The sequence below is a fragment of the Streptomyces incanus genome (genome assembly GCF_042656345.1).
GTDB classification, from domain to species: Bacteria; Actinomycetota; Actinomycetes; order Streptomycetales; family Streptomycetaceae; genus Streptomyces; species Streptomyces incanus.
In genome coordinates this window covers 17,335-29,596 of sequence record NZ_JBHSPC010000015.1, presented here as the reverse complement: position 1 = coordinate 29,596, position 12,262 = coordinate 17,335, and the positions used below count along the sequence as shown (strand labels likewise).

The 12,262-nt window shown below is 69.7% G+C and carries 17 protein-coding genes; 3 read left to right on the top strand and 14 right to left on the bottom strand.

The window, feature by feature from the left end; genetic code table 11:
* The first annotated feature begins 126 nt into the window (after positions 1–126).
* Complete coding sequence (locus ACFP2V_RS05920) at positions 127–378, top strand: SCO4226 family nickel-binding protein (protein ID WP_381206495.1); 252 nt, start codon at positions 127–129, stop codon at positions 376–378.
* Here the strand turns inward: ACFP2V_RS05920 and ACFP2V_RS05915 are convergent.
* Positions 367–1,686 carry an MDR family MFS transporter gene (locus ACFP2V_RS05915; RefSeq protein WP_381206492.1) on the bottom strand — a complete coding sequence of 440 codons (1,320 nt, stop codon included), beginning with the start codon at positions 1,684–1,686 and terminating at the stop codon, positions 367–369. The two genes, ACFP2V_RS05920 and ACFP2V_RS05915, sit on opposite strands and share 12 nt — an antisense overlap.
* 192 nt (positions 1,687–1,878) lie before the next feature.
* Between ACFP2V_RS05915 and ACFP2V_RS05910 the strand changes: the two genes are divergently transcribed.
* Positions 1,879–2,640, top strand: coding sequence for a phosphoglyceromutase (locus ACFP2V_RS05910; protein WP_381206489.1), 762 nt, complete (start codon positions 1,879–1,881; stop codon positions 2,638–2,640).
* 550 nt (positions 2,641–3,190) lie between these two features.
* Here the strand turns inward: ACFP2V_RS05910 and ACFP2V_RS05905 are convergent.
* From ACFP2V_RS05905 to ACFP2V_RS05860, 10 genes are all read right to left on the bottom strand, one after another.
* Positions 3,191–4,438 (bottom strand): tyrosine-type recombinase/integrase, encoded by a 1,248-nt coding sequence (locus ACFP2V_RS05905; RefSeq protein WP_381206486.1) that lies wholly within the window; start codon positions 4,436–4,438, stop codon positions 3,191–3,193.
* Positions 4,438–4,677 carry a helix-turn-helix transcriptional regulator gene (locus tag ACFP2V_RS05900; RefSeq protein WP_359892610.1) on the bottom strand — a complete coding sequence of 80 codons (240 nt, stop codon included), beginning with the start codon at positions 4,675–4,677 and terminating at the stop codon, positions 4,438–4,440. Before ACFP2V_RS05900 ends, ACFP2V_RS05905 begins: the two co-directional genes overlap by 1 nt.
* Complete coding sequence (locus tag ACFP2V_RS05895) at positions 4,670–5,965, bottom strand: replication initiator (RefSeq protein WP_381207515.1); 1,296 nt, start codon at positions 5,963–5,965, stop codon at positions 4,670–4,672. Before ACFP2V_RS05895 ends, ACFP2V_RS05900 begins: the two co-directional genes overlap by 8 nt.
* Positions 5,966–6,116: 151 nt before the next feature.
* Positions 6,117–6,362: a SpdD protein gene (locus ACFP2V_RS05890; protein ID WP_381207512.1), complete on the bottom strand. Its 246-nt coding sequence runs from the start codon at positions 6,360–6,362 to the stop codon at positions 6,117–6,119.
* Positions 6,363–6,379: 17 nt separating this feature from the next.
* Entirely contained in the window at positions 6,380–6,574 is a 195-nt protein-coding gene (locus ACFP2V_RS05885; protein WP_150472011.1) for a hypothetical protein, read from the bottom strand.
* Positions 6,575–6,583: 9 nt separating this feature from the next.
* Positions 6,584–6,775 carry a mobile element transfer protein gene (locus ACFP2V_RS05880; protein ID WP_381206482.1) on the bottom strand — a complete coding sequence of 64 codons (192 nt, stop codon included), beginning with the start codon at positions 6,773–6,775 and terminating at the stop codon, positions 6,584–6,586.
* Entirely contained in the window at positions 6,775–6,975 is a 201-nt protein-coding gene (locus ACFP2V_RS05875) for a hypothetical protein (RefSeq protein WP_381206478.1), read from the bottom strand. Before ACFP2V_RS05875 ends, ACFP2V_RS05880 begins: the two co-directional genes overlap by 1 nt.
* A 20-nt stretch (positions 6,976–6,995) precedes the next feature.
* Complete coding sequence (locus tag ACFP2V_RS05870; RefSeq protein ID WP_381206475.1) at positions 6,996–7,592, bottom strand: DUF2637 domain-containing protein; 597 nt, start codon at positions 7,590–7,592, stop codon at positions 6,996–6,998.
* 83 nt (positions 7,593–7,675) lie between these two features.
* Positions 7,676–9,049: an FtsK/SpoIIIE domain-containing protein gene (locus ACFP2V_RS05865; protein WP_381206472.1), complete on the bottom strand. Its 1,374-nt coding sequence runs from the start codon at positions 9,047–9,049 to the stop codon at positions 7,676–7,678.
* Positions 9,050–9,054: 5 nt separating this feature from the next.
* Positions 9,055–9,405, bottom strand: a complete 351-nt coding sequence (locus ACFP2V_RS05860; protein ID WP_381206469.1) for an SCO3933 family regulatory protein — start codon at positions 9,403–9,405, stop codon at positions 9,055–9,057.
* Positions 9,406–9,664: 259 nt separating this feature from the next.
* Between ACFP2V_RS05860 and ACFP2V_RS05855 the strand changes: the two genes are divergently transcribed.
* Positions 9,665–9,916, top strand: coding sequence for a hypothetical protein (locus tag ACFP2V_RS05855; protein ID WP_381206466.1), 252 nt, complete (start codon positions 9,665–9,667; stop codon positions 9,914–9,916).
* A gap of 12 nt (positions 9,917–9,928) precedes the next feature.
* Here ACFP2V_RS05855 and ACFP2V_RS05850 read toward each other — a convergent pair whose 3' ends face one another.
* From ACFP2V_RS05850 to ACFP2V_RS05840, 3 genes are all read right to left on the bottom strand, one after another.
* Positions 9,929–10,657: a GntR family transcriptional regulator gene (locus tag ACFP2V_RS05850; protein ID WP_381206463.1), complete on the bottom strand. Its 729-nt coding sequence runs from the start codon at positions 10,655–10,657 to the stop codon at positions 9,929–9,931.
* Positions 10,658–10,746: 89 nt separating this feature from the next.
* Positions 10,747–11,184, bottom strand: coding sequence for an ATP-binding protein (locus tag ACFP2V_RS05845; RefSeq protein WP_381206460.1), 438 nt, complete (start codon positions 11,182–11,184; stop codon positions 10,747–10,749).
* A 278-nt stretch (positions 11,185–11,462) separates the two neighbouring features.
* Positions 11,463–12,203, bottom strand: coding sequence for a GntR family transcriptional regulator (locus ACFP2V_RS05840; RefSeq protein ID WP_381206457.1), 741 nt, complete (start codon positions 12,201–12,203; stop codon positions 11,463–11,465).
* Positions 12,204–12,262: the final 59 nt, after the last annotated feature.

Below are 12,262 nucleotides of genomic sequence, written 5' to 3'. Positions count from 1 at the left end.
GCCATCGGGGCGACGGCGTCCGCCGTCGCCGCCGTCCGACCACCGGGGCCTTCGGCGTGCCGCGCGGCCGACACAGGCGCAGCATGGAAGGTACGTACGGCCGAAGCCGGAAGGAGGTGCGAGGCCATGACGCAGTACATGGATATCCACCACGGCATGCGCGGCATCACGGCGGACCAGTTGGAGCAGGCCCACGCGGCCGACCTCGCGATACAGCAGGAAGAGGGCGTTCACTTCCAGCAGTCGTGGGCGGACCCGGAGTCCGGCACGCTCTACTGCCTCTCGGAGGCGCCCTCCGCCGAGGCGGTCCAGCGCATCCACGAACGGACCGGCCACGTGGCCGACGAGATCCACGCGGTGCCGTTGTCAGCGCGGTGAGCCACCTGAGGCGCCGACCTCCGGCAGCCCCTCGTCCACCCGCCCCGGAACCAGGGCCTTCTCCCCTCTCGCGGCGACGACCGGCGCCTCCTCGCCGATGACGGTGTGGGCGTGGGCGTGGGTGACGGTCGCGGTCGCGGTCGACACGCGGCGCATCAGCAGCGCGTATCCGAGTCCCGCCACCGTGCCGACGACGGCGCACATGCCCCATAGCCACCGTGCCCCGTACCGGTCGATGACGAGTCCCGACATCAGCGGGGCGACGAGCGCGGCGACGGCCCAGGACATGGTGTACATGCCCTGGTAGCGCCCGCGCCCATGGGCCGGTGACAGCTGGACGACGAGCCCGGTCTGGGTGGGCGCGTTGACGATCTCGGCGAGCGTCCACACGCAGACGGTGAGGGCGAAGATCCCGACCGACCCGGCGAAGGCGGTGAGGCCGAAGCCGTACCCGGCGAGCAGCGCGGAGACCACCAGCAGGCGGCCGGGATCGCGGTGCTCGATGAACCGGGTGACCGGGATCTGCAGGACGACGATGAGGACGCCGTTGACCGCGATGGCCATGCCGTAGTCCGCCGGGGTGAACCCGGCCGCTCCCATCGCGACGGGCAGACCGACGGACCCCTGCTGGAAGATCAGCGCGACGAGGAAGGACAGCCCCACGACGCCCATGAACCGCCCGTCGCGGAGCACGGTCCCGAGCCCGACGGAGTCCTCGCGCGCCTCCCCCGCGACCTGGACGGGCTTCGACTCGGGGAGCTTCACGAAGACGACGATCGCGCAGGCCATCGTCATCACGGCCTCGAGGAGGAACCCGGCGGCGTAGCTGTACTCGGCGATGAACCCGGCGGCCATGGTGGAGACGGCGAACCCGAGGTTGATGGCCCAGTAGTTGAGGGAGAAGGCGCGGATGCGGTCCTCGGGCCGGACGATGTCGGCCATCATCGCCTGGACGGCGGGCCGTGAGGCGTTGGAGGCCATCCCGACGAGGAAGGCGACGACGGCGATGGCGACGGGGTCGCGCACGAAGCCGAGCAGGGCGACGGACACCGCGGTGGACACCTGCGCGACCAGCAGCGTGGGGCGCCGTCCGAGCCGGTCGGTCATCACCCCGGCGCCCAGCGAGGACAGCACCCCGCCGAGGCCGTGCAGGGCGGCGATGAGACCGGCGTAGGTGGCGGAGTAGCCGCGGTCGAGGGTGAGGTAGAGCGCCATGAAGGTGGCGACGAAGCCACCGAGCCGGTTGACGAGGGTGCTCGTCCACAGCCACCAGAAGGCAGGTGGCAGCCCGGACACGGTCTCCCGCATCGCACGCCTGGTACGCCCGATGGACACCACGAAGACCCCCCGAATGTAAGCACCTGAACCGGCAGGCACACATTACGAAGGCCGTCGGGGCGCCCACCACTCGATTAACAGATCCCGTCAACCCGGCGAAGCCGCCCCTCACCCACCGGACAGGGGCGCGGCCCGCGCGGGGCTTCGATTACGCTCGGAGCCATGGCCGACGCACCGTACAAGCTGATCCTCCTCCGCCACGGCGAGAGCGAATGGAACGCGAAGAACCTGTTCACCGGCTGGGTGGACGTCAACCTCACCGAGAAGGGCGAGAAGGAGGCAGTCCGCGGCGGTGAGCTGCTGAAGGACGCCGGCCTGCTGCCCGACGTACTGCACACGTCGCTCCAGAAGCGCGCCATCCGCACCGCCCAGCTCGCGCTGGAGGCCGCGGACCGCCTGTGGATCCCGGTGAACCGTAGCTGGCGCCTGAACGAGCGCCACTACGGCGCCCTCCAGGGCAAGGACAAGGCGCAGACCCTCGCGGAGTTCGGCGAGGAGCAGTTCATGCTGTGGCGCCGCTCCTACGACACCCCGCCGCCCCCGCTGGACACCGACGCCGAGTACTCCCAGTTCCACGACCCGCGCTACGCCACCCTCCCGCCGGAGCTGCGCCCGCGCACGGAGTGCCTGAAGGACGTCGTCGTCCGCATGCTGCCGTACTGGTTCGACAGCATCGTCCCCGACCTCCTGGCCGGCCGCACGGTCCTGGTCGCCGCCCACGGCAACAGCATGCGCGCCCTGGTCAAGCACCTCGACGGCATCTCCGACGCCGACATCGCGGGCCTGAACATCCCGACGGGCATCCCCCTGTCCTACGAACTCGACGCCGACTTCAAGCCGCTCAACCCGGGCGGCACCTACCTCGACCCGGACGCCGCGGCGGCGGCCATCGAGGCGGTCAAGAACCAGGGCAAGAAGAAGTAAGCCCGCACGAACAAGCCCCCTACCTGTGAGTTCTCCGCGAGTAGGGGGCTTGTCGCTGTGCTGGGGCCGTCCCTGGGCCGTCCGGTGTTGTCCTGGCTTCTCCACACGGCACAGCCCGTTCCGAAGGTCAGCACGCAAGGGGAGACGGACAGGGATGGCCGCCGCGAAAGACGCAGCACTCCTGGGGCACGCTGAGATGTGCCAGTACGTCACAGCCGTCGTCGACGCCCTTCGAAAGGTTGGGGCCCCGCCGAGCGAACGATGGGACGAGGCGCGAGCCAGTGCCCTTTACTGGACGGAAGGCGAACCCGTCCTTGCTGGAGGACCGTGGACGCGCGGAACGGTCGTGTTCTGGCGGATGACGGACGGCTGGCACTGCGCTCCCTTGGACGCACACGGAGATCCCGAACGGAAGCACGCACACCCCCTTCCGATTGCCCCCCTGGCCCCGCCCGGCGCCCTTGCTGAGTTCCTGCTGTGGCTGTTCCAGTCAGGTGTGACGCCCCAGCCCGGTCCTGACATGAATACCGAGGAAGGCCGCCGATGACGCTCAGACGGCTTCCGGGTTCGGCTGCACGCCACTGAAGACGGCAGCGACTGCTTTACGAGTGCGCTCCTGGCTGGACGGCATGAGGTGCGCGTACACGCGGAGCGTCAGGCCCGGGTCCGAATGGCCCAGGTACTCGGCGAGGGCCTTGATGTTCTCGCCCGCGTCCAGGAGCACCGAGGCGTAGAAGTGCCGGAGCGCGTGCATGCCGTTCTCGCGGGACTCGGCGTACGGCCGGCCGCGCTCGGGCACGGGGATGACGCCAGCCGCAGCCAGCGCCGGTTTCCACGCCTCCTCGTTGAGCGATGTACGCCAGACGTGCCCGCCGCGCGGCCCGGTGAAGATGAGCCGCTTGGTCACCGGAGGACCGTCGGCGACCTTCCACGGCAAGGTGATCTCGACCGGCGGGAACCGCTTCATGTGCTCCCGAAGCGCGTCGGCCACGGGGCCGGGAAGCGGCACGTCCCGCAGCTTGCTGCCCTTCGGCGGCGCGAACACGGCCTTGCTGCGGCTCAGCTTCAGTTGCTGGACCACGTGGAGCGTGTCCGACTCGAAGTCGATCGCGTCGACGGCCACGCCCAGAATCTCGCCCTGACGGAGCCCGCAGCCGCCGCCCAGGTCGACCATGGCTTGGTAGCGCTCGGGCATGGCGGCCCGGACGGCGAAGACCCGCTCGGGCGTCCAGGGCACGACGCGCTTGTTGTCGACGGTCGGCGGCCGGACGGACCGGGCAGCACACGGGTTGCGGGGAAGGTGGCCGTCGTCCACTGCCGCGCTGAGCGCCGCGCGCACGTTGGAGTAGATCGTCCGGGCGTACGACCCGCGGACGCCGTTCTCCTGCAACTGCCGCACCCAGTCGCGGATGTGCGCCGGCTGGAAGGAGCCGAGCGGACGCGAGCCGAGGTAGGGGAAGGCGTGCAGCCGTAGCTGCGACTCCATCGAGGCTTGAGTGTTCGGGTCGGTTCCCTGCGTGGCGACCCAGCGTTCGGCGTACTGCTGGAAGGTGATCCGGGCGGCGCGCGGGTCGATGTACTGCCCGCGCGCCATGTCCGCCTCGATGTGCGCCAGCCACTGATCAGCGAGCCGCTTCTGACGGTCGGGGAAGCTCTTGGACTTCTCCGTGCCGTCCGGGCCGACGTAGCGAGCGCGGTAACGGAGACCGGACCCGTAGCGCTCGGTCTTGACCTTGCGCACCTTCTCGTCCGGGCCGGTCTCGGTTCTGTACCAGCGGTCCTGAATGTGCCCAGCCATCAGGCGGCAGCCCCTTCCCGCAGGGACTCGACCCAGGCTTGGACGTCCGCAGGGTCGTAGCGCAGGTGCCGGCCGACCCGGAAGCCACGGGGACCGGTGCGCTTGCGACGCCACTGGTAGACCGTCTCGACACTGGGCAGATCGAACATCGCCACCAGGTCGTCGGGAGTCAGGTACCGCGGCGGCAGGCCACGCGGCTCGGAGGCCGCTTCCGCGACAACGCGGCGTCGGCTACCCATGGGTGGGTTCTCCTTCCGTTCCGGGGGCGGGTTCGAGGGTTTCGGCGAGCCAGGCTTCGGCGTCGGTGAGGCCGGTTCCGGCGTAGATCCAGTGCGCGAGGACGAGGGTCGTGTCCGGGTCGGTCTCGGCCGCTGCGGCGGCTTGAGCGCGGCGCCATTCGGCGCGGGCGTGGCGGAGGGCGCCGAGGGTGGTGGAGTAGCGGCGGGACTTGGTGGAGAAGTGGCCGCGGAAGCCGAGCATGTGGGCCCAGGCCCGCAGGCGGAGGTGTTCGAGGTCCTTACGGGCACCGAGGGTCCAGGCGGTGCGGATCAGCCGGCGGGCGTGGTAGCTGATGTCGAGCTGGGCCAGTTCGGCGAGGAACTTCAACGGGCGGTCGAGAGCTCCCGTGGCGGTCTCGGCGCCCTTGGTGGCGTACTTGGCGATGTACGCGGCAACGGCCCGCTCGGTCAGCTCCTGGCCGCCGTCGAAGTCGGCCGAGCGAATGGTGCGGACGTCGAGCTGACGGCCGAAGGCGAAAGCATGGGCCCGGCCGTCGATGACCGGACCGTCCACGCGGGCGGCGGTGGCAGCGGCCCGGATGGCGTCGGTCAGCAGCTCGGCAGTGGCCCAGCCGGGAGGCGGGGTGTCACCGCCCTCGGGGCCGTCGATGCGGATGACGGCATGGAAGTGGACGGCCCCGCGCTTCTGGTACTCGGCGACCTTGGCGAAGGACACCCGGGCGTACTCGCGGAAGGCCCGCTGGGTGAGGCCGGCGCGCTTGGCGACCTCCCGGCGCAGGTAGATGGAGAAGCGCCGCCACAGCGGACCGGCGTGCGCGTTCCACAGCACGGCCGCTTCGTAGTCGTAGGTGTCCGGGTCGAGCGGGGTGCCGAGCGCGGGGTCGTCCAGGCCGTGGACCGCGCCGCACCGGCAGCGCCGGACCGATCCGGCCGGGCCGGTGGGGCGGTTGTGGACCGGGCCGAAGCTCGGCGCGGTGAAGGTGGCGAAGACGCGCGGGTGTGCGGCGACGCGTTCGGGGACGCCCTTGCCGCCGCGCAGTCCGGAGGTGATCAGGTGGAAGGTGTCGCGGCGGTAGGTCTCGGCGCAGGCCGGGCAGCGGGTGGCGCGGCGGTTGTTGCAGCGGACCAGGAGGCGACCGGCCGGGAGGCTGGCCGAGTCCAGGTGGTGAAGGATATTGCCGATCTCGCCCGTGCGGGTGTCGACGTCGTACTCGGTGCGGTGACCGTCGAGGCGTACGGGATGAGTGCAACCGCCCAGGCCCGCAAGCTGCCGGGCAAGGGCGGGCATGGTGCCGAGGGCGGCGAGGGTGCTCAGCTCCGCCAACGGGGGCGAGGTCGAGTGGGTAAGGATGGGAGTCCCTTTCGGCTGTTTCGGTGGCTGTGAGGGACGGCCCCGGGGCGGCGGGATGCTTGGCGGCGTTTGCCGCCCCGGTGGCCGGTCAGCGCCTGTTGGCGCCTGTGACGAGGGAGCGCAGGACCACGGCGGCAATGGCGACGGAGACGGCCGTAACGGCGACCGCCGCCAAGAGCGCGGTGAGGACGATGCCGACAACGACCACGGCGGTGACCGCGCCCACGTAAGGGGTGAGCGGGCGGCCGGCGGACGGCACCGGAGCCTGTCCCTGGTGCTGCGCGGTGAGGGTCGTGGGCAGGTGCGGAGCGTCGGGCAGGTGAGGGCGGAACACCACAGCGGACCTCCTTGTCACTTGTCGGTGCCGTTGACGACGTCGACCCCGGTGCGGGTGCCGGTCTCGATGGCGGGGGCGAGGAAGGTGTGGGAGAGCCAGAAGCCGAACAGGGCGATCACGACGGCGACCCACAGGCGGACGCCGAGGAACTTGATCGCGGCCCAGGCGATGACGCCCAGGACGAAGACGAGCGGGAGCGAGACGGTCATGGGGTCTCCTCAGCGGACGCGGCAGCGGTGGGTGCGGGCGGCCAGCTCGGCGGTGGTGCGGCTGTCGTAGTCGGCGGAGAAGCCGCAGCGCGGAGCCGTGCAGACAGCGGCGTGCTTCTCTCGGCCGCGGCCGTCGTAGTACGTGCCGACCTGGACGGGCCCGATGCGGACGACGTGGCGGAAGCGGGGGTTGGCGGGCATCAGGGCAGCTCCTTCGAGTCCGGGTGGTTCTCGCCGGTGAAGTCGGCGACGTGGTCGAGCAGCCACCGCCGGATCTCTTCGCCCTCGACGGGGTCGGCGGTGAGGATCACGGGTTCGGCGATGAGCATTGCTTCGGTGAGGCGGTTCTGACGGGTCAGCTCGGCAGCGCGGTTGAGGGCGCGGAGCGTGGACGGTCGCATGGGCGGAAGTACTCCCGGGTTCAGGTGAGTTGGGCGGCGATGGCTTCGGCGAGCGGCAGCGGAACGCCGAGCCGGGCGCGAAGGGTCGGGGGGTCGATGGGGGTTCCGGTCCGGGCGCGGTGTTCGTCGGCGACCTTGCGGGCGTGGGCGACGAGGGCGGGCGGGATGGGGGTGGCGGACGGCGGAGCAGGTTCGGGCGCCGCTTCTACGGCGGGCGGTTCAGGCACCGGGGCCGAGGCCGCCTCGGGCTCTTCCATCGAGCCGTGGGCGAGCAGCGTGCCGCCGAGGAAAGCAACGGCCGGCCATCCGGCGACGAGGATGCGCAGCCAGGCCGGTACGGCATCCAGGTCGAGCAGCCCGGCTGTGGCGACGTTGGCGCCGAGCGACGCGGTCAGCGCGACGAGGAACCAGCACCACCCGGCCGCTTTTGACCCGCCGGAGCGCAGTTGCCGCCAGGCCGCCACCAACAGCAGGTCGACGGAGACCGGGTAGGCCCAGGCCTTCCAGCCGTCCTGTCCGGCAGCAGCGGCCAGGTCGTGAAGGTGGGCGAAGGACAGCGCGGCGGCGATCAGGGCTTGGACGAGTACAGCGTCGAGGCGGACGGGCAGGGAACGCACGGCGCCCCTCCTTCCGGTTCCGGGCATGGCGGGGGTAGGGACTTGGCACGGGACGGCCGCACCTGCCGATGGATCACGTGGGATTACTCGGTGACGGGGTGGGGAGCGGTAGCCGTCCCGGAGGCCACTACGGGCACGGGCGGGACGTACGGCCGGAACGGTGCGAGAGCCGTGATGTCCGGGATGAGGTGCGCCGAATCACGGCAGGTGGTCGCAGCATCAGCGAGGGACAGGTAAGGGGTGCGGATGCGGGACCAGCCGCCGGAGGTGTCGCCGACGACAGCGAGGCCGGGCAGTTCGGGGGCGATGGAGCAGGCTGCGAGAACCGCTTCGGGCGCGATGTCGCCGAGCGCCATCTTGGCGGAGGCTTCGTCGTTGACGCGGTGGCAGACACGTCCAGTGAGCTGGGCCCGCAGCATGGTTGCGCCCTTGCCCAGTTCGGCGCCGAAGCGTTGCCCGCACACCTCCAGATAGATGCCGGCCGCGCGGCCGAGCTGGGCGAGCCGGATGAGGTGCGTCACCATCTGATCCCGGCGTTCCTCGTCCTTGCGGGTGGCGACGAGGAAGAGTTCGGCCACCTCGTCGACGAACAGGACGACGGGCGAGGGGCGTTCGCTCTCGGGCAGCCCCCAGACGTCCGAGGTGATCTCCTCGTCCGGGGTACCGGAGGCGATCCCCTGCCGTGCCTTGATCAGGTCGTATCGGTCCTCCATTTCCTTGACCAGAACCGGCAGCAGCTCGGCAGCTTCGTCAGGGTCGGTAGCCAGCGCGGAGAGCCGCGAGGCGAACGGCGCCAGCTCGACGCCGCGCTTGCAGTCGATGCCGACCAGGGCGACGGGTTGGGCAGCGAGGCCGGAGATGAGGTGTCGGAGGTACATGGACTTGCCGGACAGCGTGGCGCCGAGGACGAGTTCATGCGGTACGGCGCGGTAGTCGCGCACGAACGCGGTCGCGTCCTCCCGAAGAGCCACCGGCACCCGCAGAGGCCCACTGTCGACGCGGCGCGGCATCCGCACCTTGCGTAAGACGTCGTAGCCGACGAGCCGAAGTTCGACAATCCCGGGCTTGACGTCCCTGACGTACACGGCGTGAACGCCCCAGGCGTGCCGCAGCCGTTCGGCCGAGGCGGCCACATCCGCGGGTTCCTGCCCGGGGGCGAGCCGTAGCCGTACCCGGAGACCAGTCGAATTGGGCCGGATCACTCCGCGGCGCGGGGGAACCGGTCGCACCTCCCGCCGGGTGGTGGCCCGGACGGCCAGGGCCCGCCAGCGGGGCGGCTCGACGGTCAGCCCGCAGGCGTCCATGGTCGAGGAGTACGAGGCCAACAGCCGGGCCACCGAGAGCGGCAGCCCGACCGTGGACCAGTACGCCGCCGGGTGGGCATGCCGGGCGTAGGCGGCGCCGCCTATCGCAGCGAGCGACCCGCCCAGCTCAGTCCACGTCACCAGGTCCGTCACGGCGATCAGCCCGCCTGAGTCATCGGGAAGGCGCCCGGAGCGATGGCGGTCGCCCGGTAGGCGATGCCGTGCCGCTCCTTGCCGTTGAAGACGCTCTGCCACGGCCGCGCCACCAGCCCCGGAAGCGAGACCGGAGCGCCGACCGTCAGGCCCTCGGTCACGCCGCTCTCCGGGACGGTGACCTGGATCAGCGACGACTCGCCCTCATCGAGGTAGACGACGCCGACGGTCATCAGCGCCTCACCGCTCACAGCGTCCTTCGCGATCTCACCGGTCTGCCGGTTGCGCACCTTCGGCGCAGGTGCCTCGGTGAGCAGGATCGTGGCGGTCGAGGCGTCAACGCGGATCACACGCACAGGGATTACTCCTTCTGAGAGTCGATCAACCTGCCAACCTGACAGGTTGACTTAGCAAGTTTGAAGCTAGGGACGCCAGGTTGACTTGTCAAGTGGGATCGGAGGAGGAGAAGCCGTTTCCTTGGGCATCGGATCGACCACAAACTCGGTTTACCGAGGGGGATCGGTCGGCCAGGCTGGGGCCATGCATCGCAGAATCATGTTCGTGCAGCTCAAGACGGGCTATGACACCGACCGCAGCCCCTCGTGGATTGGGTAGGTGGACTTTTCCAAGACCTGGAAAACGGCCTACTTCCAGGGGCGAACGCTGCAGCGTGCTACAGGCCTCGGCTTGTTCGACGCAAACTTCTACGACGTCGAAACCGACGAGGCGTTCTGGATCTCCGGACCGAAGCGCAACCGGAGTGACACACGGTACGGACCGGAAGAGCCGACCGTAGAAGATGACGCCGCAGACACTTACCGAGCGTTCCTCCAGGGGGCACCGCTTCCCGGCCGGGAAGATGGCTAGCCACGGGCCGAGTCAGTTCAAGCGGTAGGTGTCTTCCAAATCCTGCCGATCAGCGGGAAGTAGCACGTCAGAGACTTGCAGCGCTTGCCCAGAGGCGTCGCACGCGACGACCAGGACGCTGAGGACAGGGACGCCGTCCGGAAGGTCGAGAAGCTCGGCTTCGGCATGCTCGGGCAGGCGGGCCGAGACCCGTTCCGTCACGTGGTCGAAGCGAACCTTCTTCCGCGCCTCCAGGTGCTCACGGGTACTACCGTTCAGCGTTTCGGCCCTCTCCAGGTCGGTGCCCTCGACCAGGCCGGCGGGGAAGTACGAGGAGACCAGCTCGACCGGTTCGCCCTCCTCCTCGACCAGGAATCGGCGCATGAGGACTTCGGCCCGTTTGGGCAGCCCGAGCACGGAGGCGACTCGCGCCGGAACGGGCACGTAGCCGACTTCGATCAACCGCCCAGCAGCTTGCGACTCGTCGCGCGTGAGCGCTTGATGCCCGCGACGGTCCTGGTTCTCGACGACCGCCGGGCGACCCCGCACGATCGTGCCGTATCCCTGCCGGGACTCGAGCCAGCCATCCCGCTTCAGCAGCTCCAGCGCCCGGACGACGGTCGGGCGGGACATCCCGAAGGACTGCACCAGCTGGTTCTCACTCGGTACGCGGGTGCCGGGCGCGTACGTGCCGTCCTCGATGCGACGCTGAAGCGTCTGCGCGAGACGCACGTACTTCGGTGGCTCCACTTCATACGCCATGAACGCCGCCCGTCGAGATTGGCCAAGTCAACTGGTCAACCAGACTAACGACAGATTCAAGGTCGCAGTAGCAGGGAGAAGCTATCCCATCACGCCGGCCAGGCATCAGCGACCACGAAAGAGACGACCGTTCCGCCGAAGCAGCTGGGCCCGGAGTGCCAGGAGTCGGCGATGGAGTCGACCAGGAGCAGTCCCCGCCCGTGGGCGTCGTTCGCTTCCGGGTGCCGCAGCCGTACGTTCGCCGGGAATCCCGGGTTGTGCACGTCGACGCGGAGCGAGGTTTCCTCGCGGTACCACTCGACCCGCACCAGCCACGGGTCGTCCGACCTCCCGTAGCGGATGGCGTTGGTCACCAGTTCCGAGATCATCAGCGTGCAGTCGTCGACCGAGCAGGCCGGGTTGTAGGGAGCAATGAACTTCCGGAACCAGCGCCGGGCGCGGGGGACGGACTCGGGCTCCGGATGCAAGGTCATCGCTCCGAGCCGAGGTGAGTCCTCACAGGGGTGACGGTCGATCGTGTAAGCCATGCGTGCTCACTCCTTGCCGCTGCCGTCGCAGTCGAGGCAGCGCCGCTTCGACGTGGCACGGCTGCGGTCATTAGCCGTGGAGAGCGCCAGCGCCGTTCGGGAGCCGATGCGCTTCCACCCACGCCCCCGACACCCCCGGCAAGCTAACCGCGCATCCTGCACCGGCCGCCGACTCGTCACGTCGTGCCCCCTTCTCCTCCAAGTGGCCTTAGCCACTTCCTGGATAGTGGCATTAGCCACTTCGGAGATGCAAGCGGTTCGCCGCAACTGGCGAGCCGTCAGGTCAGCGGGTAACCCTGCTCGAACGCCCAGCGGTGCGGCGGATAGGTGGCCTCGGCGAACTCCAGAGGCCGGTCCTGGAGGTCGAAGACGACGTGATGGACGATGAGCACCGCGGATCCCGGCTCCAACCGCAGATCGGCCGCTTCCTCGTCCGTGGCGGCCCGAGCACACATACGGTCCTCGGCGTAGCTGCCTTGACGCCCCGTCATCCGCTCGACGTACATGAGCGTCCCTTCCTGGATCCGCTCGGGATCCGTGAGCTTGGGCGCACGCTGGCCGACGTCCACAGCGAACCACGAGGTGGACAGCGTGATCGGACCGTCCTGGTTGTTCGTCACCCGCCGGCGGTGCACGGCTCGGCGATCCTTCACCAGCCCCAGGGCCTCGGCGACGTAGTCCGGAGCCTCCAGCCACCCGGCCGAAGTGATCACCGCGTACTCTCCGGGCGTATAGATCTTCCCGGTCTGCCGGGCCCGCCCGTACAGCTCGCGTGCACGCCGGTTCACTTCGAGGCTGCGCACGTACGTCCCCGAGCCCTGGCGCTTCTCGACCAGGCCCTGATGGCTCAGCGCCTCCAGCGACCGCGCGGCCGTGGGCCGGGACACCTTCCAGTCCGCGGCGAGCTGCCGCTCCGAGGGGACCTCGTCCCCCGGCCGCAGATCGCCCCGAAGGATCTGATCACGGATGTAGTGGGCGATCTGGAGATACTTCGGCTGAGCCTCTTCAATCTGTGGCATCTCCCCTCCTTTCCCTGCCCAAGTGGCTATGGCCTTTGGCCACTATAGGGTGGGTGGCC